23 protein-coding genes are annotated in these 23001 nt (G+C 65.3%); 8 read left to right on the forward strand and 15 right to left on the reverse strand.

The annotated features are described in order from the left end of the window. Positions 1–79 precede the first annotated feature (79 nt). From paaE to paaF, 12 genes are all read right to left on the reverse strand, one after another. Positions 80–1156, reverse strand: a complete 1077-nt coding sequence (paaE, locus tag A9513_RS18475) for a 1,2-phenylacetyl-CoA epoxidase subunit PaaE (protein WP_065085223.1) — start codon at positions 1154–1156, stop codon at positions 80–82. Between the two features lie 167 nt (positions 1157–1323). Continuing rightward, positions 1324–1857, reverse strand: coding sequence for a 1,2-phenylacetyl-CoA epoxidase subunit PaaD (gene paaD / locus A9513_RS18480; protein ID WP_065085224.1), 534 nt, complete (start codon positions 1855–1857; stop codon positions 1324–1326). Continuing rightward, on the reverse strand, positions 1844–2605 hold the full coding sequence (gene paaC, locus A9513_RS18485; protein WP_065085225.1) for a 1,2-phenylacetyl-CoA epoxidase subunit PaaC: 762 nt from the start codon (positions 2603–2605) through the stop codon (positions 1844–1846). Before paaC ends, paaD begins: the two co-directional genes overlap by 14 nt. Positions 2606–2616: 11 nt before the next feature. Beyond that, positions 2617–2898 (reverse strand): 1,2-phenylacetyl-CoA epoxidase subunit PaaB, encoded by a 282-nt coding sequence (gene paaB, locus A9513_RS18490; protein WP_024764426.1) that lies wholly within the window; start codon positions 2896–2898, stop codon positions 2617–2619. Positions 2899–2918: 20 nt separating this feature from the next. After that, a complete protein-coding gene (paaA, locus tag A9513_RS18495) occupies positions 2919–3911 on the reverse strand; it encodes a 1,2-phenylacetyl-CoA epoxidase subunit PaaA (RefSeq protein WP_024764427.1) in 993 nt (330 codons plus the stop codon). A gap of 452 nt (positions 3912–4363) precedes the next feature. Next, entirely contained in the window at positions 4364–4717 is a 354-nt protein-coding gene (locus A9513_RS18500; protein WP_024764428.1) for a DUF1428 domain-containing protein, read from the reverse strand. Positions 4718–5063: 346 nt separating this feature from the next. After that, on the reverse strand, positions 5064–6383 hold the full coding sequence (gene paaK / locus A9513_RS18505) for a phenylacetate--CoA ligase PaaK (RefSeq protein ID WP_065085226.1): 1320 nt from the start codon (positions 6381–6383) through the stop codon (positions 5064–5066). Between the two features lie 174 nt (positions 6384–6557). Continuing rightward, positions 6558–7772, reverse strand: a complete 1215-nt coding sequence (gene pcaF / locus A9513_RS18510) for a 3-oxoadipyl-CoA thiolase (protein ID WP_065085227.1) — start codon at positions 7770–7772, stop codon at positions 6558–6560. Continuing rightward, positions 7769–8209 carry a hydroxyphenylacetyl-CoA thioesterase PaaI gene (gene paaI, locus A9513_RS18515; RefSeq protein ID WP_065085228.1) on the reverse strand — a complete coding sequence of 147 codons (441 nt, stop codon included), beginning with the start codon at positions 8207–8209 and terminating at the stop codon, positions 7769–7771. Before paaI ends, pcaF begins: the two co-directional genes overlap by 4 nt. Beyond that, positions 8202–9734 (reverse strand): 3-hydroxyacyl-CoA dehydrogenase PaaH, encoded by a 1533-nt coding sequence (gene paaH, locus A9513_RS18520; RefSeq protein ID WP_065085229.1) that lies wholly within the window; start codon positions 9732–9734, stop codon positions 8202–8204. The genes paaI and paaH overlap by 8 nt, the downstream gene beginning before the upstream one ends. 3 nt (positions 9735–9737) lie before the next feature. Continuing rightward, on the reverse strand, positions 9738–10529 hold the full coding sequence (paaG, locus tag A9513_RS18525) for a 2-(1,2-epoxy-1,2-dihydrophenyl)acetyl-CoA isomerase PaaG (protein ID WP_065085230.1): 792 nt from the start codon (positions 10527–10529) through the stop codon (positions 9738–9740). A gap of 37 nt (positions 10530–10566) precedes the next feature. Further along, positions 10567–11340: a 2,3-dehydroadipyl-CoA hydratase PaaF gene (paaF, locus tag A9513_RS18530; RefSeq protein ID WP_065085231.1), complete on the reverse strand. Its 774-nt coding sequence runs from the start codon at positions 11338–11340 to the stop codon at positions 10567–10569. Positions 11341–11706: 366 nt separating this feature from the next. Between paaF and paaY the strand changes: the two genes are divergently transcribed. From paaY to A9513_RS18555, 5 genes are all read left to right on the forward strand, one after another. Then, complete coding sequence (gene paaY / locus A9513_RS18535; RefSeq protein ID WP_065085304.1) at positions 11707–12306, forward strand: phenylacetic acid degradation protein PaaY; 600 nt, start codon at positions 11707–11709, stop codon at positions 12304–12306. 77 nt (positions 12307–12383) lie between these two features. Next, positions 12384–13307, forward strand: coding sequence for a phenylacetic acid degradation operon negative regulatory protein PaaX (gene paaX / locus A9513_RS18540; RefSeq protein ID WP_024764436.1), 924 nt, complete (start codon positions 12384–12386; stop codon positions 13305–13307). A gap of 164 nt (positions 13308–13471) precedes the next feature. Further along, positions 13472–14389, forward strand: coding sequence for a transcriptional regulator FeaR (gene feaR / locus A9513_RS18545; RefSeq protein WP_024764437.1), 918 nt, complete (start codon positions 13472–13474; stop codon positions 14387–14389). A gap of 318 nt (positions 14390–14707) precedes the next feature. After that, positions 14708–15112, forward strand: a complete 405-nt coding sequence (locus A9513_RS18550) for a cytochrome c family protein (protein ID WP_065085232.1) — start codon at positions 14708–14710, stop codon at positions 15110–15112. Between the two features lie 16 nt (positions 15113–15128). Next, entirely contained in the window at positions 15129–16619 is a 1491-nt protein-coding gene (locus tag A9513_RS18555; protein ID WP_037013669.1) for an aldehyde dehydrogenase family protein, read from the forward strand. A gap of 317 nt (positions 16620–16936) precedes the next feature. On the opposite strand, the gene fahA is transcribed toward A9513_RS18555, so the two are convergent. Next, positions 16937–18241: a fumarylacetoacetase gene (gene fahA / locus A9513_RS18560; protein WP_065085233.1), complete on the reverse strand. Its 1305-nt coding sequence runs from the start codon at positions 18239–18241 to the stop codon at positions 16937–16939. A 1-nt stretch (position 18242) separates the two neighbouring features. Beyond that, entirely contained in the window at positions 18243–19535 is a 1293-nt protein-coding gene (gene hmgA, locus A9513_RS18565; RefSeq protein WP_065085234.1) for a homogentisate 1,2-dioxygenase, read from the reverse strand. A 99-nt stretch (positions 19536–19634) separates the two neighbouring features. On the opposite strand from hmgA, the gene A9513_RS18570 reads away from it, so the two are divergent. Further along, entirely contained in the window at positions 19635–20366 is a 732-nt protein-coding gene (locus A9513_RS18570) for an IclR family transcriptional regulator (RefSeq protein ID WP_065085305.1), read from the forward strand. 139 nt (positions 20367–20505) lie between these two features. Here the strand turns inward: A9513_RS18570 and A9513_RS18575 are convergent, their stop codons facing one another. After that, the gene (locus tag A9513_RS18575) at positions 20506–21408 is read right to left on the reverse strand and encodes a LysR family transcriptional regulator (protein ID WP_024764443.1); all 903 of its coding nucleotides are present in this window, start codon (positions 21406–21408) and stop codon (positions 20506–20508) included. 122 nt (positions 21409–21530) lie between these two features. Here A9513_RS18575 and A9513_RS18580 point away from each other — a divergent pair, with 122 nt between their 5' ends. Beyond that, positions 21531–22229, forward strand: a complete 699-nt coding sequence (locus A9513_RS18580; protein ID WP_065085235.1) for a CoA transferase subunit A — start codon at positions 21531–21533, stop codon at positions 22227–22229. A 26-nt stretch (positions 22230–22255) separates the two neighbouring features. Then, on the forward strand, positions 22256–22912 hold the full coding sequence (locus A9513_RS18585) for a CoA transferase subunit B (protein WP_065085236.1): 657 nt from the start codon (positions 22256–22258) through the stop codon (positions 22910–22912). The last annotated feature ends 89 nt before the right edge of the window (positions 22913–23001 follow it).

Here is a 23001-nt window from a genome sequence, read left to right on the forward strand (position 1 = left end):
CCGCCGGATTGGGTTCGCCAGCGGCCTTGTGGGCGCTGGCGGTGGAGCTGAATTCTTTCTGCAGGAGCGCAGGGCCAGATCAGAGCTGGTCGAAATCGAGCACGACGTTGTCGCTGATCGGGTACGCCTGGCAGCTCAGTACGTAGCCCGCTGCCACTTCGTAGTCCTCCAGCGCGAAGTTGCTGTCCATTTCCACCTCGCCGGAAACCACCTTGCACTTGCAGGTCGAGCACACGCCGGCCTTGCACGAGTACGGCAGTTCGGCGCCCTGGGCGTTGCCGGCGTCGAGCACGCTGACGCTGTTGCGGGCCAGCTCGAAGGACAGCTCGCGGCCGTCGCTGATCACGGTGATCTGGCTCTTCGCGCTGTCGACGGCAGCGGCAGCCTGGCGGGCTTCGCGCTTGCTCTCGCTGCCGGCGGCGGCGAACAGCTCGAAATGGATGCGCTCGGCCGGCATGCCGTTGCCCTTGAGCTGGTCGCGCACTGTCTCGGTCATCGCCTGCGGGCCGCAGATGAAGGCAGCGTCCAGGCTCTTCACGTCGAGCCAGCGGCTGAACAGCTGGCCGCACTTGTCGGCGTCGATGCGGCCGTTGTACAGGTCGACGTCCTGCTGCTCGCGGCTGAACACGAAAATCAGGTTGAGGCGCTGCAGGTAGCGGTTCTTCAGGTCTTCGAGCTGCTCGCGGAACATCGCGGCGTTGCTGGAGCGGTTGCCATAGAGCAGGGTGACGCGGCTGTGCGGCTCGGTTTCCAGGGTGGTCTTGACGATCGACAGGATCGGCGTGATGCCGCTGCCGGCGGCGACCGCCAGGTAGTTGCCGTGGCGCGCCGGGTCCAGTTCGACATTGAAGTGGCCGGCTGGCGGCATCACTTCCAGGCTGGCGCCGACCTTCAGCGTCTCGTTGGCGTAGGCGGAGAAACTCCCGCCCGGCACGCGCTTGATCGCCACGCGCAGCTCGCCGTCATTCACGCCGCTGCAGATGGAGTAGGAGCGGCGCACTTCCTCGCCGTCGAGCTGGGTGCGCATGACCAGGTGCTGGCCATGCTGGAAGCGGAAGCTGTCGGCCAGCTCCGCCGGGACGTCGAAGGCGATGGACACGGCATCGCGGGTTTCCGCGCGCACTTCCTTGATTTTCAGGCTGTGGAATTTGCTCATTGTTGTTCTCCTGCGGTTCTACCGCGCGGAGGGCGACTACAAACGTCGCGAGCGAAGGTCAGGCGAGGCGGAAGCGGCTTCGGAAGCGGGGTTCACATCTGTGAATGAGCAATTCGAAGTCGTTTTCAGCGACGCGTGGCTTAGCGCAGCGGTTTGTCTTCGTCCTCCTAGATGCACTTGAAGTAATCGAAGGGTTCGCGGCAGTCGATGCAGCGGTACAGCGCCTTGCAGGCGGTGGAGCCGAACTGGCTGAGCTGCTCGGTGTGCAGGCTGCCGCACTGCGGGCAGCGCACTTCCGGGGTCTCGCCAAGCAGGCTGCGCTTGCTGGTGCTGCCGGCCGGCGGGGCGATGCCGTATTCGCGTAGGGCCTGGCGGCCGCTGTCGCTGATCCAGTCGGTGGTCCAGGCCGGGCTCAGGCGGCGCTCCAGTTGCGGCGCAGCGAAGCCTGCGTGCTCCAGGGCGTGCTGGATGTCCTGCTCGATGACTTCGGTGGCCGGGCAGCCGGAGTAGGTCGGAGTGACCACCACGTGCAGGTGGCCGTCCTGCCAGTCGAGCCCGCGCACGATGCCCAGCTCGACCACGCTGACCACCGGCACTTCCGGGTCCATCACCGCGCCGAGCACGTGCCAGGCGCGGCTGAGGTCATCAGCCGTGCCGGCGCGCGCGCCGCGATCGCTGGTAATCAGCTCACCAGGTTGCATCGGGGTAGGCCCGCTGGAGGAACTGCATCTCGGCCAGGAGAATGCCCAGGTGCTCGGTGTGCAGGCCACGGCGGCCGCTGAGGTAGAAGTTCACCGCAGGCTCCGGCAACGGCAGGGTCGCGGCGGCGAAGATGTCGGCGACCTTGGACTTCCAGGCATTGGCCAGCTCGGTCGGGTTCGGTGCGATCCCGGCTTCGAACAGGCGCTGCTCTACTTCGTCCGCGTTGCACAGCTCGACTGTGAAGCGCCATACCTGCGGGATCGCCGCGAGCATGCGCGCATGGCTTTCCTCGGTGCCGTCGCCCAGACGCTGCATCCACTCGGAGGAACGGCGCAGGTGGTAGGTGACTTCCTTCAGGCCCTTGGCAGCGATGGCGGCGATACGCTCGTCGCTGGAGCTGCTCAGGGCGTGCAGCACATGGAAGTGCCAGGCGTCATAGAGGAACTGCTTGGCGATGGTCACGGCGAAGTCGCCGTTGGGCTGCTCGACCAGCAGGAGGTTGCGGAAGGCGCGCTCGTCGCGGCGGAAGGCCAGGTGGTCGGCGTCGCGGCCGTCGTCCAGCAGTTCCACGGCGTACTCGTACCAGTTGCGCGCCTGGCCCACCAGGTCGAGGCCGACGTTCATCAGCGCCAGCTCTTCTTCCAGGGCCGGGGCGTGGCCGCACCATTCGCACAGGCGCTGGCCCTGGATCAGGGCGCTGTCGGCGAGGCGCAGCAGGTATTCGATCTTGTCAGAATTCGGGTTCATCGCACGCGATCTCACATGTGGCCGACTTCGGGCGGCAGCTCGTAGAAGCTGGCGTGGCGGTAGACCTTGTCCTGCGCCGGGTCGAACAGCGGGTCCTTCTCGTCGGGGGAGGAGGCGGTGATCAGCGCGGAGGGCACGACCCACAGGCTCACGCCTTCGTTGCGGCGGGTGTACAGCTCGCGGGCGTTCTCGATGGCCATGGCGGCGTCGGCGGCATGGACGCTGCCAACGTGCTTGTGGTTCAGGCCGTGTTTGCTACGCACGAATACTTCGAACAAAGTCCACTCGGACATGACTTTTCTCTCCTCGCGGCTCAGGCGGCGTCTTTCTTCTGTTGTTGTTTGCGGGCGTAGGCGACCGCGGCTTCGCGGACCCAGGCGCCGTCTTCGATGGCTTTGCGGCGGGTGGCGACGCGCTCGGTGTTGCACGGGCCGTTGCCCTTGAGCACTTCGTAGAATTCTTCCCACTGGATGTCGCCGAAGTCGTAGTGGCCGCGCTCCTCGTTCCACTTCAGGTCCGGGTCCGGGGCGGTGCAGCCGAGCAGTTCGAGTTGCGGCACGGTCTGGTCGACGAAGCGCTGGCGCAGCTCGTCGTTGCTCTGCCGCTTGATCTTCCAGGCCATGGACTGGGCGCTGTTGGGGGAGTCGGCGTCGCTGGGGCCGAACATCATCAGCGCCGGCCACCAGAGGCGGTTGATGGCGTCCTGGACCATGTCCTTCTGTGCCTGGTTGCCGTGGCGCATCATGGTCAGGAGGATTTCGTAGCCCTGGCGCTGGTGGAAGCTCTCTTCCTTGCAGATGCGGATCATCGCGCGCGAGTAGGGGCCGTAGGAGGTGCGCTGCAGCACCACCTGGTTGACGATCGCCGCACCATCCACCAGCCAACCCACCGCGCCCATGTCGGCCCAGTTCAGCGTCGGGTAGTTGAAGATGCTCGAATACTTTGCCTTGCCCGAATGCAGCTTGGCGATCTCGGTATCACGGTCGGCGCCCAGGGTTTCCATGGCGCTGTAGAGGTACAGGCCGTGGCCGGCTTCGTCCTGGATCTTCGCCATCAGCTGCAGCTTGCGCTTCAAGGTCGGTGCGCGGGTCACCCAGTTGCCCTCGGGCAGCATGCCGACGATCTCGGAGTGGGCGTGCTGGGAAATCTGCCGGATCAGCGTCTGGCGGTAGGCGTCGGGCATCCAGTTCTTTGCCTCGATCTTGATCTCGGCATCGATCTTTTCCTGGAAGGCGCGTTCTTCCGGCGACATCTCGTCCAGCGCCTTGATGCGCTTCACGCCGGTCTCAACCAGTTGTGCGTACATGCTGTGTCTCCAGCCTTTTGTCTTGTTCGTGGGACGGCCTTGGCCATGGCTGTAGTTTTAAATGATACAGAAATGAATGTCTAACACTAAATGATGTGTCGTAAATGGATTGTGTATCGATTTGGCGATCTTTTGGGATCAGGCGGGCGCGCAAAGGAGCGCAATTCACCGAGCTAATTCGGTAAAAAGTGAGAATTTTGCAGGAATTTATCGGAATTCTGCGGCGTATTTGCCTGGGCGTGAAAAGCGCCTGCCATTCACCGGAAAGATGACAAAGTGATACGCAAATGTATTTTTATGAATGAATCATATGTGGTGGTTAGGAGGGGTTGTAGGAGCGAGCTTGCTCGCGAACCATGCTTGCCGATGACCAGGCGTCGAGCGGTTCGCGAGCAAGAACTAGGCGTCCCCTCGGTCCTGCAATGAGCAGCGCGTGTGGGGGGAGGCAGGCGTCAGGCCTGGACGATCACCTGGAAGCCGCCAAAGATCATGCGTTGCCCGTCGAAGGGCATGTCGTTGAAGTCGGTTTTCATGCGGGCGTCCTCCATGAACTTCTTCATGCCTTCGTCCCGCGCCTGCTTGCTCGGCCAGGTGATCCAGGAGAACACCACGGTTTCGTCCTCCTTGCGTTTCACGGCCATGGGGAAGGAGGTCACCTTGCCCTCGGGCACGTCGTCGCCCCAGCACTCGACGACGCTCAGTGCACCATGCTCCTTGAACAGCGCCGCCGCCTTGCGTGCCACTTCGATGTAGCGCTCACGGCTGGCGGTGGGCACCGGTACGAGGAAACCATCGACATAGGTCATCGCTCTTCTCCTGCGATTGGGCAGACGGCCGGATGCCGCCTGCCTTTGAGGAATAGTCGAAGGGCAGTGTGAAGGATCGACAGGTAGGGAAGGCGGGGCGACGGATGGTTGTCGTGTTGCGGGAGCGATGGGCGCTGGGCGTTCCCTCACCCTAACCCTCTCCCAGAGGGAGAGGGGACCGTTCGGCGTGAGGAGGAATGCCGAGCCAACCGGCAGTTGCGAACTGCTCCCTCTCCCCTTGGGAGAGGGCTGGGGTGAGGGGTGATTGCGCGGGCCGAGGTTCTAAATCACTCCTTCGGAAGATAAAAAGCCCCGCCGAAGCGGGGCTTTCAGTCACGCCGGCGAATCAGCCCTTGGGCCGATTGTCATACACGTGGCAGGCCTTGCCTTCCGAACGCTTGAGGCTGTGGCTCGGCTGCACCAGCACGCGGGCGCTGACGCCGATGTGGGTCTTGATCTGCTTGCCCAGTTCGCTGCCGATGGCCTTCTGCTCGTCCGCCGACAGGCTCTGCTGGTCATGGCGCAGCTCGACGTGGACGTCGATGCAGTCGAGGTTGCCATTGCGGTGCAGGTGGATCTCGTAGCACTCGGCGAGCTGCTTGATCTTCAGCACCTGTTCCTCGACCTGGGTCGGGAAGACGTTGACGCCACGGATGATCAGCATGTCGTCGCTGCGCCCGGTGATCTTGTCGATGCGCCGCATCGGCCGCGCGGTGCCTGGCAGCAGGCGGGTCAGGTCGCGGGTGCGGTAGCGGATCATCGGCAGCGCTTCCTTCGACAGCGAGGTGAACACCAGCTCGCCGTACTGGCCGTCCGGCAACACGGCGCCGGTCGCCGGGTCGATGATCTCGGGGTAGAAGTGATCTTCCCAGACGGTCGGGCCGTCCTTGGTCTCGGCACACTCCATGGCCACGCCCGGGCCCATGATTTCCGAAAGGCCGTAGATATCCAGGGCGGTGATGCCCATGCGTTCTTCCACGGCGCGGCGCAGTTCGGCGGTCCACGGCTCGGCGCCGAAGATGCCCAGGCGCAGCTTGAGGCTGTGCGGGTCGACGCCCTGGCGCTCGATCTCGTCGGCGATGTTGAGCATGTAGGACGGGGTGACCATGATGATGTCCGGCTGGAAATCGCGGATCAGCTGGACCTGCTTCTCGGTCTGGCCGCCGGACATCGGGATCACGGTGCAGCCCAGGCGCTCGGCGCCGTAGTGCGCACCCAGGCCGCCGGTGAACAGGCCGTAGCCGTAGGACACATGCACCTTGTCACCCTTGCGGCCGCCGGCGGCGCGGATGGAGCGCGCGACCACGTTGGCCCAGGTGTCGATGTCGTTCTGCGTGTAGCCGACCACCGTGGGTTTGCCGGTGGTGCCGCTGGAGGCGTGCAGGCGCACGATCTCTTCCTGGGGCACGGCGAACATGCCGTAGGGGTAGTTGTCGCGCAGGTCGTTCTTGCCGGTGAAGGGGAACTTGGCGAGATCGTCCAGGGAGGTCAGGTCGTCCGGGTGTACACCAGCCTCGGCGAAGCGCTTCTGGTACAGCGGGACGTTGTCGTGGGCGTGCTTGAGGCTCCAGCGCAGGCGCTCCAGCTGGTGCTGGCGCAGCTCGTCGACACTGGCGGTCTCCATCGGGTCAAGCAGGGCACGTTCGGCATCATGGTACATGTTCATGGGTTCACTCGATTTGTTCTTGTACGCCAGCCCGTAAGCGGGCTGCGAGTGTCATGGGAGCAGCATAACGCCCCCGTTCGCGGAAGGATTCGAACCCCTGCCAGAGACGTTGCTCTGTCTGCCAGCCGGCGCACTTGGCGACTGGCGGTGCGGGGGGGCGAAGCTCCCTGTGGATCAGATTCTTTCGATGATCAGGGCGATGCCCTGGCCGACGCCGATGCACATGGTGCACAGGGCGTAGCGGCCACCGCGTTCCTCCAGTTCATGCAGGGCGGTGGTGACCAGGCGCGCACCGCTCATGCCCAGCGGGTGGCCGAGGGCGATGGCGCCGCCGTTGGGGTTCACCCGCGCGTCGTCGTCTGCCAGGCCCAGCTCGCGCAGCACGGCAAGGCCCTGGGCGGCGAAGGCTTCGTTCAGCTCGATCACGTCCATGTCGTTCAGCGACAGGCCGGCCAGCTCCAGCACCTTGCGGGTCGCCGGCACCGGGCCGATGCCCATGATCCGCGGCTCGACGCCGGCGGTGGCCATGGCCACGACGCGGGCGCGGGCCTTCAGGCCGTGGCGCGTGGCGGCGGCCGGGGAGGCCATCAGCAGCGCACAGGCGCCGTCGTTGACCCCCGAGGCGTTGCCGGCGGTGACGCTGCCGCCTTCGCGGAACGGCGTGCCAAGCTTGGCCAGTTGCTCCAGGGTGGTATCGCCGCGCGGGTGTTCGTCCTGCTCGACCACCTTGGCCGGGCGTTTGCGCTGGGGAATCTCCACCGGGACGATTTCCTTCGCCAGACGGCCATTGGCCTGGGCGGCGGCGGCCTTGTGCTGGCTGCGCAGGGCGAAGGCATCCTGGTCTTCGCGGCTGATGTTGAACTGCTCGGCGACGTTCTCCGCCGTCTCGGGCATGGAGTCGATGCCGAACTGCTGTTTCATCAATTTGTTGACGAAGCGCCAGCCGATGGTGGTATCGAAGATTTCCGCACTGCGGCCAAAGGCCTGCTCGGACTTGCCCATCACGAACGGCGCGCGGGACATGGATTCCACGCCACCGGCCAGCATCAGTCCGGCCTCGCCGCAGCGCAGGGCGCGTGCGGCACTGCCCACGGCGTCGAGGCCGGAGCCGCACAGGCGGTTGAGCGTGGTGCCGGGCACGGTGACCGGCAGGCCGGCCAGCAGCGAGGCCATATGGGCGACATTGCGGTTGTCCTCGCCGGCCTGGTTGGCGCAGCCGAAGATCACGTCGTCGATGGCGCTCCAGTCCAGCTCCGGGTGGCGCTGTATCAGGGCCTTCATCGGGATCGCCGCGAGGTCGTCGGCGCGCACGCCGGACAGGGCGCCGGCGTAGCGGCCAATCGGCGTGCGCACCGCGTCGATGATCAGGGCGTCAGTGAGGTCTGTCATTCGGATGTCTCCTGCGCCAGCACGGTGCCGCGCACTTTGTAGGATTTGCCGTGGAACAGGGCGATCAGTTGGCCCTGGGAATTCTCGATGCGCACGTCGTAGTTGCCGGTGCGGCCGCTGCGGCTCTGCTCGAAGGCGCTGGCGATCAGCTCGTCGCCTTCACGGGCCGGCGCCACGTAGTCGATGCTGCAGCCGATGGCGACGGTGGCGTCGTTGTAGCTGTTGCAGGCGAAGGCGAAGGCCGAGTCGGCGAGGGCGAACAGGTAGCCGCCGTGGCAGGTGCCGTGGCCCTGGATCATGTCCTCGCGCACGCGCATCGACAGCTTGGCGCTGCCGGGGCCGGCATCCAGCAACTGGATGCCCATGCGTCGGGTGGCCTGGTCGCGCTCGTACATCGCCTCGGCGCAGGCGCGGGCCAGTTGGGTAGCGTCAGTCATGGAAGGTGCTCTCCTCGACATGCGGGGCCTCGGCGTACAGGCGGCGCAGCAGCAGGGATGGGCGATAGCGGTCCTCGCCGTAGGCGGCCTGCAGGTTGTCGAGTACGCGCAGCACGTTGCCGATGCCGATCTGCCCGGCCCAGGCCAGCGGGCCCTGCGGGTAGTTCACGCCGGCGCGCATGGCGAGGTCGATATCAGCGGCGCTGCCGACGCCTTGCAGCACGGCATCCGCGCCTTCGTTGGCGAGCATGGCGACGGTGCGCAGCACGGCAAGGCCGGGGGTGTCGCTCAGGCGGCTAGTGGCGATGCCTGCCTTGGCCAGCAGAGCGACGGCCTGGTCGAGGGCTGCGGGCGTGGTGTCCGCCGAGCAGGCAATGCCCAGGCGCGAAGCCTTGGTGTAATCCAGCGCGAGGTCGATCAGCATGAGATTGCGCAGGCCGTCTTGCTTGGCGCGCTGGCTGGCGAGGCGACCATCGGACAGCGCGATCACTGCATCACCGACGCGCAGCAGGCCATTGCCGGCGCGCTGGACGATCTCGATGCCAGCGTCCTTCAGGCGCTGTACCAGCGGCTGGGCGACGCCCAGGTCGCCCTCCAGCACGCAGGCGCTGACAGGCGAGGCACTGCTCAGGCTGGCCGGCTGCGGGCGCTCGGCACCTTCGGCGTAGTCATAGAAGCCGCGACCGCTCTTGCGGCCGAGGCGGCCGGCGTCCACCAGTTCCTTCTGGATCAGCGAGGGCTGGAAGCGGAAGTCGCCGTAGTAGGCGGCGAATACCGAGCAGGTGACGGCGTAGTTGACGTCGTGGCCGATCAGGTCGGTCAGCTCGAAGGCGCCCATGCGGAAGCCGCCGGCATCGCGCATCAGCGCATCCAGCGTCGCGCAGTCGGCGGCGCCTTCCTGCAGCAGGCGCAGGCTTTCGGCGTAGAAGGGGCGCGCCACGCGGTTGACGATGAAGCCGGGCGTGGATTTGGTGTGAACCGGTTTCTTGCCCCAGGCCAGCGAGGTGGCATACAGGCTGTCGGCCAGCGCAGGATCGGTGGCGAGGCCGGAGACGACTTCCACCAGCGCCATCAGCGGCGCCGGGTTGAAGAAGTGCATGCCGACCACCTGCTGCGGGCGTTTGAGGCCGGCGGCGAGGCTGGTGATGGACAGCGAGGAGGTGTTGCTGGCGAGGATGCAGTCTTCTGCGCACAGGGCTTCCAGCTGCTGGAACAGGCTGCGCTTGATCTCCAGGTTCTCGACGATGGCCTCGATCACCAGCTTCGAATCGGCCAGCGCCTCGATGGCTTCCACCGGTTGCAGGCGGGCGATGATGGCGTTGCGAGCTTCGGCGTCAAGCTTGCCTTTTTCCACCAGCCGGCCGAGCTGGCGGTCGATGCCGTCGATGGCCTGGGCGGCGGCGCCGGGGCGGTTGTCGTAGAGCTTCACCGGGTGCCCGGCCTGGGCGGCGACCTGGGCGATACCCGCGCCCATGGCGCCGGCGCCAATGACCGCGACTTTCGCGTCTTGCTGAAGTGCGCTCATCGATCAGCGGCCCTTGAAGCTGGGGGTGCGTTTTTCCATGAAGGCGGCCACGCCCTCGCGGTAGTCCTCGCTGCGCCCGGCCAGGCGCTGCAGATCGCGCTCCAGCTCCAACTGTTCGTCGAAGCTGTTGTTCAGGCTGGCGTTGAGGCTGCGCTTGATCAGTGCCAGGCCGTAGGTCGGCTGGGTGGCCAGATGACGGGCGAGCTTGAGGGCTTCCTCACGCAGGTTGGCGTCATCCACCACCTGGTAGATCAGGCCCCATTGCTCGGCCTGCTCGGCGGTCAGGCGATTGCCCAGCAGCGCGAGGGCCTTGGCGCGGGCCATGCCGACCAGGCGCGGCAGGGTCCAGGTGCCGCCGGAATCGGGGATCAGTCCAATCTTGCAGAAGGCCTGGATGAAGCTGGCCGAGCGCGCCGCCAGCACCAGGTCGCAGGCCAGCGGGATGTTCGCGCCGGCGCCGGCGGCCACGCCGTTCACCGCGCAGATGACCGGCAGCGGCAAGTCGCGCAGGGTGCGGATCAGCGGGTTGTAGAACTGCTCGATGGACTGGCCGAGGTCAGGCGCTTCCGCGCCGGGTGCGACGTTGCGGTCGGACAGGTCCTGGCCCGCGCAGAAGCCGCGGCCTTCACCGGTCAGCAGCAGCACGCGGGCTTCCGGGTTCTGTCGGATCTGCTTGAGTGCTTCGCGCACTTCGCCGTGCATGGCGGTGTTGAAGCTGTTCAGCTGTTCGGGGCGGTTCAGGCTGAGGAGGGCGATGCCGTCCTCGATGGAAAACAGGATGTGCTCGAAGTTCATGGGCGGGCTCGCTCCATCAAAGACAAAAAAGGGGAGATCAGCGGCCTTCGTAGGCCGGCTTGCGCTTTTCCTGGAAGGCGCGGATGCCCTCAATGCGGTCGGCGGTGCCGGCCAGCAGGGTGAAGGCGTGGCGTTCGAAGCGCAGGCCGGTCGCAAGATCGGTGTCTTGCGCCTTTAGCAGCGCTTCCTTGGCCAGGCGCACGGCCAGTGGCGCCTTGGCGGCGATGCTCTTGGCGATTTGCAGGCCGCGTTCGACGGTGAACTCGGGTTGCGTGACTTCGCTGACCAGACCGGCACGCTGGGCATGGCGGGCATCGATGGCCTCGCCGGTGAGGACCATCTGCATGGCCAGCGGCTTGCCCACGGCGCGCAGCAGGCGCTGGGTGCCGCCAGCGCCCGGCATGATGCCGAGGTTGATTTCCGGCTGGCCGAAGCGGGCGTCCTCCCCGGCAATCAGGATGTCGGCGTGCATGGCCAGCTCGCAGCCGCCGCCCAGGGCAAAGCCGTTGACGGCGGCGATCAGCGGCTTGGAGAAGCCGGCTATGCGCTGCCAGTAACCGACACGCGGATCGTTGAGGATGCCGACCAGGTCGCGCTCGGCCATTTCCTTGATATCGGCGCCGGCGGCGAACGCCTTGCGGCTGCCGGTCAGCACCACGGCGCGGGTTTCGACGTCCTGTTCGGCGGCTTCGAGTTCGCTGGCCAGTTCGCCGAGCAGTTCGGTGTTCAGGGCGTTCAGCGCCTCGGGGCGCTGCAATGTGATCAGGCGGACGCCCGCTTCAGGCATCTGAACGGCAAGGGTGCGAGGCATGACATCGTCCTCAGGCTGCACGCACGGCTGCATGGCCGGCTGGTATTGGAATTATGGGAGGCAGGCGTTGCCCGGCTCCGGCCTTTCCGCAGTATAGGCCTAAAGCGATACAATAAAACAACTATGAAAGTTGAATTGCGTGTCTAAAATGTTTCTGCCGATGCCATCGAATGAATCGGCTCGGTTCTCATGCAAGGTAATGGTTCCAGCGTATTTGCTGGTTTCACAAGGATTTTTAAAGGCCTTCAGCTGGTCGCTGGAAGCGATACGGCAGATTTAGATTGGTTGGTTTGATTTTGATGTGATACAAGAATTGCAAAAGAACAAATCGCTTTGCGCAGCGATGCCGTAAAGCTGGAGAGCCCGATGCCTTGCTACAGCCTCGAGGGCGTGCGCCCCGTCGTACACCCGACCGCCTATGTCCATCCCACCGCCGTGCTGATCGGCGACGTTATCGTCGGCCCCGGCTGTTACGTCGGCCCTCTGGCGGCACTGCGCGGTGATTTCGGGCGGATCGTCCTCGAAGAGGGCGCGAACCTTCAGGACACCTGCGTCATGCACGGCTTCCCCGACAGCGACACCGTCGTCGAACGCAACGGCCACATCGGCCATGGCGCTGTGCTGCACGGCTGCCGCATCGGCGAGGACGCCCTGGTGGGCATGAATGCCGTGGTGATGGATTACGCCCGCATCGGCGCACGCTCCATCGTTTCAGCCGCCGCCTTCGTCAAGGCCAAGTTCGAGTGCGCTGCGCAAAGCCTGGTGATGGGCGCGCCGGCCAGCGTCAAGCGCAGCCTCAGCGACGAAGAGATCGCCTGGAAGCGCCGTGGCACCGAGGAATACCAGGCCCTGGCCAGGCGCTGTATCGAAAGCCTGGTGGAGTGCCAGCCGCTGGCAGAGATAGAAGAAGAGCGCCCGCGCCTGGGTGATTCCGGTTTCCGGCCCAAGACAGGGAAGGGTGCATGAGTACTGGGGTTCGCTCCAATGGCCAGGCGGTGCGGCGGGCAGGTATAGTCGCCGCTCCTTCGCCTGCGCAACGTGCCATGACCGCTCTAGCACCGCTGAATCAGCTGATCAATCGCTTCCAGGAACAGACGCCGATCCGCGCCAGTTCGCTGATCATCACCCTGTATGGCGATGCCATCGAACCCCATGGCGGCACCGTCTGGTTGGGTAGCCTGATCAATCTGCTGGAACCGTTCGGCATCAACGAGCGGCTGATCCGCACCTCGATCTTCCGCCTGACCAAGGAAGACTGGCTGACCGCCGAAAAGGTCGGCCGGCGCAGTTACTACAGCCTGACCGGCACTGGCCGGCGGCGGTTCGAAAAGGCTTTCAAACGCGTCTACAGCTCCAGCCTGCCGGCCTGGGACGGTTCCTGGACCCTGGTGATGCTCTCGCAGATCGCTGCCGACAAGCGCAAGCAGGTCCGCGAGGAACTGGAATGGCAGGGCTTTGGCGCGATTTCGCCTACCGTCATGGCCTGCCCGCGCGCCGACCGCAGCGACGTCATGGCGACTCTGCAGGATCTCGAAGTCGCCGACGATTGCATTGTCTTCGAAACCCGCGCGCAGGACGTGCTGGCGTCCCGTGCCATGCGCCTGCAGGTGCGCGAGAGCTGGAAGATCGACGAGCTCGGTGAGCACTACAGCGAATTCATCCAGCTGTTCCGCCCGCTCTGGCAGGCACTGCGCGAGCAGGACCAGTTGCGCCCGGAAGACTGCTTCCTGGCGCGCACCCTTTTGATCCACGAATACCGCCGGCTGCTACTGCGCGACCCACAACTGCCCGACGAACTGCTGCCGGGTGATTGGGAAGGCCGCGCCGCGCGACAGCTGTGCCGCAACATCTACCGACTGATCCACGCCAAGGCCGAGGACTGGCTGAACCGCAACCTGGAGACCGCCGACGGCCCGCTGCCGGACGTCGGGGAAAGCTTCTACAAGCGTTTCGGCGGATTGAACTGACAGGAGTTGGCGTGAAAAATGCCTCCCGCTCTGCAACGCTGCGGTTGCAGCGCGGGGACACCGCCGCGAATCCTTCCTGAGAAGGCGAGCGGCGGACGATGACGACAGGCCCATGAGGCTGTCGCTGAATAACAACAAACAATGCGTGTGAGGCTTTGCAGGTCATGAATTCTTCATCGACATTGAGGGATGACGCTTTCGAGGCGTGGCTGGGACAGGTCAACCGGGCGTGCGGTCGTTTCGATGCGCGTACCCTCGGCCCCCAGTTCCATGGACGGTTGCGCGAGTACCAGGGCGGTGCGATCAAGCTTTCCGTGGTCGACATGGCCCAGGTGCACCTGTACCGGACCAGCAAGGAGGTCGGCTCCAGCGCCGGCGGCCACTACTACGCGGTGTTCCAGCTCGAAGGGCGCTCGCGCCTGGAGCAGGGCGACAACCGTGTGGAGCTGTCGCGAGGCGACATCAGCCTGATCGACGCCAGCCGCCCCAGCGACATGACCTACCTGGAGGAATCCCGGCAGCTCTCGCTGATCCTTCCGCGCCAGGTGATCGAGCGCGGCCTGCGCATGTCGGAAGTGACCTGCGCCTCGAAGATCCCCGCCAGCTCGCCGATTGCCGTGCTCGCCAATCGACTGATCGTCGAGACCAGCCAGCAGGAAAGCCTCGGCATGCTGGAAAGCGAAGCGACCCTCGACGCCCTGGTGACGCTGCTGCGCCCGGCGCTGGCCAGCCACGACGCCGAGCAGGACAACCACGAACGCATGTTCCGCAAGGCCACCGTCTTCATCGACCAGCACATCGGCGCCGAAGAGCTCTGCCCCGAGCTGATCGCCCGTGAAGTGGGCATTTCGGTGCGCGGCCTGTACCGCATGTTCGCCAAGAAGGGCCTGGTGGTGGCGCAGTACATCAAGAACCGCCGCCTGGACTTCTGCGCCGAAACCCTGCGCAACGCCCAGTTCGAGCAGAAGCTGTCGGCGCTGGGCTATGCCTGGGGCTTCTCCGATTCGAGCTACTTCTCCACGGCGTTCAAGGGGCGCTTCGGGGTTTCTCCGGGCGAGTATCGCAAGCGTTACGCGAATTGAGTTGCACCGAGCAGCTCTACTAGCCCCTGTCTCTGCTTTCCCCTCACCCTAGCCCTCTCCCATAGGGAAAGGGGGCAGTCTGTGCCGGCTGGCGCCGAGGTGTCAGCCTGCACCATAGGGTCCCCTCTAGCGCGTGCGGGAGAGGGTTAGGGTGAGGGGCTTTGGTCTTGCATGGGCACGCACCTTTCCCGCCATCCTGGCACTCCCGCCAATACGTCTGGCACAGAGGAAAAGACTCTCCCGAGCGCCGCTGGCAACAATCAGCTTCGATGACGCGCGCCCTCTCGGCCGCACGCTGTTCTCGAAGGTGATATCCCGATGTCCCGTAACAAGCTCCGATTCGGTGCCCTCGGCCTGCTGCTGGCCGGCGCGCTGCTGCAACCGGTCCTGGCGTTCGCCGGGGACTGCCCGGCGAATGATGCGCAGAAAGGCGAGACCGTCTTCGCCCGCGACTGCTCGATCTGCCACACCGCCAAGGCCGACGGCCCCGGCATGATGGGCCCGAACCTGCATGGCGTGGTCGGTCGGATGGCCGGCTCGCTCGCCGGCTTCAGCTACTCCCAGGCGATGAAGAGCAAGGGCGCGGCCTGGTCGCGCGACAATCTCGACGCCTTCGTCAGCCAGCCCCAGGCCGCCGTGCCCGGAACCTACATGCCCTTTGCAGGCTTGGCCGACGCGGCCGAGCGGCGGGCGCTCACCTGCTGGCTGAGCCAGCAGCACTGATATTCCAGGAGAGACCATGAACGTCACACAGACTCTGCCCAAGGTCACGGCCTTCCTGCAGCGCAAGCATGGCTGCTTCATCGACGGCGCCTGGGTGGTGCCCGAAGGCGCCCGCACCGACGTGCTGAACCCGGCCACCGGCGAGGCGATCTCCAGCGTTGCCGACATCGACACCGACCTGCTCGACCGCGCGGTGAAGTCCGCCCACGCCTCCTACAAGTCGCGCGTCTGGGCCGATTTGCGCCCGGCCGACCGCGAGCGCATTCTGCTGCGCTTCGCTGACCTGGTGGAAGCCAACGGCGAAGAACTGGCCCAACTGGAAACCCTCAGCCAGGGCAAGTCGATCAATATCGCGCGTATGCTGGATGTGGGCGCCACCGTCGAGTTCATGCGCTACATGGCTGGCTGGGCGACCAAGATCGAAGGCCAGTCGCTGAACGTCTCCATCCCGCTGCCGCCGGGCGCCAAGTTCACCGCCTACACCCGCCGCGAGCCGGTAGGCGTGGTCGCCGGCATCGTGCCGTGGAACTTCCCGCTGATGATCGCTGTGTGGAAGTTGATCCCGGCACTGGCTACCGGTAACAGCGTGGTGATCAAGCCCGCCTCGGAAACTCCTCTGACCGCCTTGCGCCTGGCTGAACTGGCCTTCGAAGCCGGCGTACCGGCCGGCGTGTTCAACCTGGTGACTGGCGATGGCCCGCGTATCGGTGGTGGCCTGGCCAGCCACAAGTTGGTCAATAAGGTGTCCTTCACCGGTTCCACTGCGGTGGGTCGCAGCGTCGGCCTGGCCGCCGTGCAGAACATGACCCGCTTTGCCCTGGAACTGGGCGGCAAGAACCCGATGATCGTGCTGGCCGACGCCAACATCGACAACGCGGTGCAGGGCGCGCTGCTGGGCGGCCTGCTGAACAATGGCCAGGTCTGCGCCGCGGCATCGCGCTTCTATGTACATCGCTCGCGCTACGACGAGTTCGTCGAGAAGCTGGCCGCTGCCGTCGCCGGCATGAGCCTGGGCGAGGGCATGGATCCGTCCGCGCAGATCAACCCGCTGGTATCCGCCAAGCAGCAGCGCAGCGTGCTGGAGCACATTGCCCGCGCCGGTGAGCAGGGCGCGCGCATCGTCTGTGGCGGTGAGCGGATCGCTGGCAACGGTTTCTACGTGCAGCCCACCGTGCTGGCGGACGTGACCATGCAGATGGCCGTGGCCCGTGACGAAGTCTTCGGCCCGGTGCTGGCGGTGCTGCCGTTCGATGATGAAGACCAGGCCATCGAGATGGCCAACGACAGCGAATACGGTCTGGGCGCGAGCCTGTGGACGAACGACCTGAGCAAGGCGATGAACCTGGTGCCGCGCATCGAGTCCGGCACCGTGTGGGTCAACGCCCACGTGCTGCTCGACCCGAGCATGCCCTTCGGCGGCGTCAAGCAGTCGGGCATGGGCCGCGAGTTCGGCCGTGCCGTGGTCGAGGCCTATACCGAGATCAAGTCGGTGTGCATCGCGCACTGATTGATAGAGAGAGCAACACCCTCGTTTAGCAGCGGGCCTTCGGGCCCGTTTTTTTTGCGCGGGATTTGTATCGGACCGGACTTGTAGGAGCGAGCTTGCTCGCGAACCGCCCAGCCGCGGTGACACCGGCTGTTCGCGAGCAAGGACTAGGCGTCCCCCTCGGCCCTACGAAAAGCCTCGCGCGGTGGCGAGTCGTAGGATGGGTGGAGCGCAGAGCGGTATGAGGCGTAGGGCGAATAACCTGGAACAGGTTATGCGCCGGCTACTCGGCGAATAACGCTGACGCGTTATGCGCCCTACGGTCCGCGGGAATCGCATCAGTGCGCTGGCAGAATCCGTCCGCGGCATTCGCCGAAGCCGATGGTCGCATGCCCCTCGCGGCGGCAGCGGGCGCGCAGGATGATCTCGTCGCCGTCTTCGAGGAAGCGCCGTTCTTCGCCATTGGCCAGCACCACCGGCTGCTTTCCACCAAAGGTCATTTCCAGCAGGCTGCCGAAGCTGTCAGGGGTCTCGCCGGAGAGGGTACCGGAGCCGAACAGGTCGCCCGGTTGCAGGCGGCAGCCATTGACGCTGTGGTGCGCGACCATCTGTGCGACCGTCCAGTACATGTTCAACGTGTTGCTCAGGGCAATGCGCTCGGGAGCCTGGTGTTCGCGGCGCATGCGCGCAGTGTGCAGCAGCACTTCCAGCTCGATATCCAGAGCGCCGTGTTGCTGGTCGCCTTCGTCGTACAGGTACGGCAGCGGCTGCGGGTCGCTTTCCGGGCGGGCCGGCTGGGCCACGCGGAAAGGCTCCAGCGCCTCGGCGGTGACCACCCAGGGCGACACCGTGGTGGCGAAGCTCTTCGACAGGAACGGTCCCAGCGGTTGGTATTCCCAGGCCTGAACGTCACGCGCGGACCAGTCGTTGAGCAGGCAGAAGCCGGCGATGTGGCCGGAGGCCGCATTGATCGGGATGGCCTTGCCCTGGTCGTTGCCCTGGCCGATCCAGATGCCCAGTTCCAGCTCCAGGTCCATGCGTGCGCAGGGGCCGAAGGTCGGTACGTCGACGCCGGCGGGCAGGGTCTGGCCGTTGGGGCGGCGCACCTCGGTGCCGGAGGGCACGACGGTGGACGCGCGGCCGTGGTAGCCGATGGGCACGTACTTGTAGTTGGGCAGCAGCGGGTTGTCCGGGCGGAACAGTTTGCCGACGTTCTTCGCGTGGTGGATGCCGACGTAGAAGTCGGTGTAGTCGCCAACCTTGGCCGGCAGGTGCATGCGGCACGCGGCCTGGGGCTTGAGCAGCGCGGCGCCCAAGTGCTCCATGCGCTTCTGTTCGCCGCTACCTTCGCTGAGCAGGTAGATCAGCGCGTCGCGCAGGGTGCGCCGTGCGGTGCCCCCGAGGGCAAAGAAGGCGTTCAGGCTGTCGCCGCTGGCCACCAGCGCGGCCTGGTGCGCGGCGCCATGGAAGAGGCCGGTTTCGCAAGCGGTCTTCAGGTCGAAGATGTAGTCGCCGATGGCCACGCCGCCACGGGGCGAGTCACCCGGCGGACTGAACACGCCCAGCGGCAGGTTCTGCAGGGGAAAATCCGGGTGGCCGTTGGCCGATTCGATCCAGCTTTGTGTGCTGTGGGCGGCGCTCATGTTACTGCTCCTGGGAAGGGTCGAAGGTCTTCTGCATGCCGCTCCAGCAGCTGTCGTAGTCAGGCTGCAGCTGCGGGCAGTCGAGGGCGAAGCGGCTGGGGCGCAGCACGCGGCCGGTCTCGAACATGAAGGCCATGGTCTGGTCGATCTTGTGGGGTTTGAGGTCGGCGGCGATGGCTTGCCGGGTGGTGGCGTTGTCCGGGCCGTGGGCGCTCATGCAGTTGTGCAGCGAGGCGCCGCCGGGGACGAAGCCGTCGGCCTTGGCGTCGTACACGCCCTGGATCAGGCCCATGAATTCGTTCATCAGGTTGCGGTGGAACCACGGCGGGCGGAAGGTGCTCTCTGCCACCATCCAGCGCGGCGGGAAGATCACGAAGTCCATGTTGGCCATGCCGTGGGTGTCGCTGGGCGAGGTGAGCACGGTGAAGATGGACGGGTCCGGGTGGTCGTAGCTCACCGTGCCGATGGTGTTGAAGCGGCGCAGGTCGTATTTGTAGGGCACGTTGTTGCCGTGCCAGGCGACAACGTCCAGCGGCGAGTGGTTGAGCTGGGCGGCCCAGAGTTCGCCGAGGAATTTCTGCACCAGTTGCACCGGGCCTTCCACGTCTTCGTAATGCGCCACCGGGGTGAGGAAGTCGCGGGCATTGGCCAGGCCGTTGCTGCCGATGGGACCGAGGTCGGGCAGGCGCAGGGCGGCGCCGTGGTTCTCGGCGATATAGCCGGCGGCCTGGCTGTCGAGCAGTTCGACGCGCAAGCGCATGCCGCGCGGGATCACGGCGATTTCCAGCGGTTCGACCTCCAGCATGCCGAGTTCGGTGACCAGGCGCAGGCGGCCGGCCTGGGGCACGATCAGCAGTTCGCCGTCGGCGTTGAAGAATACCCGGCGCATCGAGATATTGGCGCGGTAGGCATACAGGCTGACGCCACTGCAGGTTTCTGCCTCGGCGTTGGCGGCCATGCATAGTAGGCCGTCGACGAAGTCGGTAGGCTCCTGCGGGATTTCAAAGCTGTTCCAGCGCAGGCGATTGGGCGTGACCGGGCCAAGCGCCGTGCCGGTGATCTGCCGCTCCAGGCGCTCGAAGCGCGGGTGCGCGGCGGACGGGCGGATGCGATACAGCCAGGTGCGCCGGGCTTCGCTGCGCGGGACGGTAAAGGCGGTGCCGGAGAACTGCTCGGCGTAGAGCCCGAACGGTACCTGCTGCGGCGAGTTCATGCCTACGGGCAGTGCACCCGGCAGGGCCTCGCTGGCGAATTCGTTGCCGAACCCGGATTGGTAGGCAGGAGAGGCGGTCATGGTGGTTTTACTCTTTTTATCGTAATTGAATTACGATTAACGTAATTTCGTGTCGACGGGCCGTCAAGCCCGTCCGGGAGTTCCTTTAAGTTGAAGACCATGAACGACGCAGAAGACTCCGTCCCGACGAAGGGCGCCAAGGTGCAGTCCGCCGAGGTCGGCACGCAGATCCTCAAGGCTCTGGCGGACCTCGCGCCGAGCACCTCGCTCAAGCGCCTGGGCGAGTACCTGGACATGCCGGCGGCCAAGGTTCATCGCTACCTGCAGGCATTGATCGCCAGTGGCTTCGCCGAGCAGGATCCCCTGACCAACCATTACGGCCTGGGGCGTGAGGCGCTGTACGTCGGCCTGGCCGCAATCCGCCGGCTGGATGTGGTGAAGGTCGCCAGCCCGGCGCTGGCCGATCTGCGCGACGCGCTGGGGCAGACCTGCTTCCTCGCCATCTGGGGCAGTCACGGGCCCACCGTGGTGCAGGTCGAGCCGGCCCAGGGCATGGTCACGCTGGTCACGCAGGTAGGCTCGGTGTTGCCGCTGCACGGTTCATCCACCGGGCTGGTGTTCGCGGCGTTCAAGGCTGGGCTGGAGGAGGGCGCGGACCAGTCAGTACTGGAGAGCATTCGCAGCGAAGGACTGCATGCGGTCCACGGTTTGCTGATGCCTGGAGTGAACGCGCTGTCGGTGCCGCTGTTCAAGACCGGCCGCGAACTGGCCGGGGTGATTACCGTGGTTGGCTCACAAGCGAGCTTTGCCGCCGAAGTTCACGGCGAGGCGGCGCGGGCGCTGCTGGAAGTGGCACGGGAGATCAGTTTGCGGATGGGGGGGAAGATCTGAGATTCCGCAACCATGGATCTCGCTCACTCTAACCCTCCCCTAAAGCGAGAGGGGAACGTTCGGTGCGAGGAGAAATTCTGAGTCAGCCGGCGCTCTCGAAGTGCTCCCTCTGGGAGGGGCTGTTGGGCCCGTGGCGCGATCACTCCCGCTCCATCCCCGCCCAATCTGTCCCGTGCACCAGCACATCGCTCAGCGCCTGCGCGGCGCTGGACAACTGGTGCTCCGCCAGGCAGAACAGGCCAACGCGGCGCTCGATGCGCGGTTCCTCAAGCACCACGCAGCGCGCGCCCAACTCCTCCATCTGCTGCCGGCACAGACGCGGTACGGCGCTGACGCCCAGCCCCTCGGCGACCATCCGGCCCACCGTCACCAACTGGTGGCTTTCGAACGCCACCGGCAGTCGACCGTGCCGTGCCGCCAACTGGTCTTCCAGCAACAAGCGCACGGCTGACGGGCGCTGCAGGGTGATGAAGTGATCTTCCAGCAACTGCTCCCAGGTAATTCGCGCCTCATTCGCCAGCAGTGAATCCGCCGGCAGCACCGCGACGAAACGGTCGGTATAGAAGGGCGTGAAGGTCAGCCCGTCGAGACTGTCCGGTTCCAGTGCGATGCCCAGTTCCACACGGCGGTTGCGGACCATTTCCAGCACCTGCTCGTTGATCACGTCGTGTACCGCCACATTCACCTTCGGGTGGCGATCACGGAAGGTGCGCAGCACGGCAGGCAGCAGGTTGCCGGCGAAGGAGGGCATGGCGGCGATGGAAACCTTGCCCAGCTGCAAGGTGAAGTGCTGGTGCATCAGTTCTTCGGCGTTGTCCCAGTCCGCCAACAGGCGCCGGGCCACCGGCAGCAACGTCTCGCCTTCGGGTGTCAATGCCACGCTGCGCGTAGTGCGCACCAGCAACTGGCCGCCCAGGGATTCCTCCAGGCTCTTGATCGCCAGGCTCAGCGCCGGTTGCGACAGGTGCAGGCGCTCGCAGGCCTGGGCGAAGCTCAAGCTCTGGGCCACGGCGAGGAAGGCGCGCAGTTGCTTTACGGTCATTTATAAATACGCCAAATCAATCGATTGGAAAAACAAACTTAACAAATCAGTCTTTGCCGGTGAAGCTGCATTCGCTCTCTGACCGATGGGTCGGACATTCCAAATAAGAAAGAGGCAGCAACATGGCAGGACTCGACAAGCGTGTAGGCAGTTACGAGGAAGCCCTCGCCGGGCTCACCGACGACATGACGGTACTGGCCGGCGGTTTTGGCCTGTGCGGCATCCCGGAGAACCTCATCGCGCAGATCCGCAAGCTGGGCGTGAAGGGCCTGACTGTGGTCTCCAACAACTGCGGCATCGACGGTTTCGGTCTCGGCGTGCTGCTGGAGGATCGGCAGATCCGCAAGATGATTGCCTCCTACGTTGGCGAAAATTCGTTGTTCGAGCAGCAACTGCTGTCCGGTGAACTGGAGGTCGAGCTGACCCCGCAGGGCACCCTGGCGGAAAAACTCCGTGCCGGCGGCGCCGGCATCCCGGCCTTCTTCACCGCCACCGGCTACGGCACCCCGGTCGCCGATGGCAAGGAAGTGCGCGAGTTCGAGGGCCGCCACTACGTGATGGAACGCGCCATCACCGGTGACTTCGCCATCGTCAAGGGCTGGAAGGCCGACCACTATGGCAACGTCATCTATCGCCACACTGCGCAGAACTTCAATCCCATCGTCGCCACCGCGGGCCGCATCACCGTCGTCGAAGTGGAAGAAATCGTCGAACCGGGCGAACTGGACCCGACCCAGATCCACACCCCCGGCATCTACGTCGACCGCATCATTCAGGGAACCTTCGAAAAGCGCATCGAAAAACGCACCGTGCGTTCCTGAGCCCACCGGACAAGAGAGACAAGAAGATGGCATTGACCCGCGAACAAATGGCTCAGCGCGTGGCGCGCGAGCTGCAGGATGGCTTCTACGTGAACCTGGGCATCGGCATCCCGACCCTGGTCGCCAACTACGTGCCCGAGGGCATGGAAGTGATGCTGCAATCGGAGAACGGCCTGCTCGGCATGGGCGCGTTCCCCACCGAGGACAGCGTCGACGCCGACATGATCAACGCCGGCAAGCAGACCGTGACCGCCGTGAAGGGCGCGTCGATCTTCGACTCCGCGCAATCCTTCGCGATGATCCGTGGCGGCCACGTCGACCTCACCGTGCTGGGCGCTTTCGAGGTGGACGTACAGGGCAACATCGCCTCCTGGATGATTCCCGGCAAGCTGGTGAAAGGCATGGGCGGCGCCATGGACCTGGTGGCCGGTGCGGACAACATCATCGTCACCATGACCCACGCCTCCAAGGACGGTGAGTCCAAGCTGCTGGAACGCTGCTCGCTGCCGCTGACCGGCGCCGGCTGCATCCGCAAGGTGCTCACCGATCTGGCCTACCTGGAGATCGAGGACGGCGCCTTCATCCTGCGCGAGACCGCGCCGGGCGTGAGCGTTGCCGAGATCGCCGAGAAGACCGCCGGCCGCCTGATCGTGCCGGACGATGTGAAGGAAATGACCTTCTGAGTTATCCCGCGCTTCCCGCTCCCCAACCCTGGCTACGCGCCCCGCTCCGAAGGGAGAGGGGGAGAGGGCAGCCCAAGCCTTCCGGAGAA

The sequence above is a fragment of the Pseudomonas sp. AU12215 genome (assembly GCF_001675465.2).
GTDB classification, from domain to species: Bacteria; Pseudomonadota; Gammaproteobacteria; order Pseudomonadales; family Pseudomonadaceae; genus Pseudomonas; species Pseudomonas nitroreducens.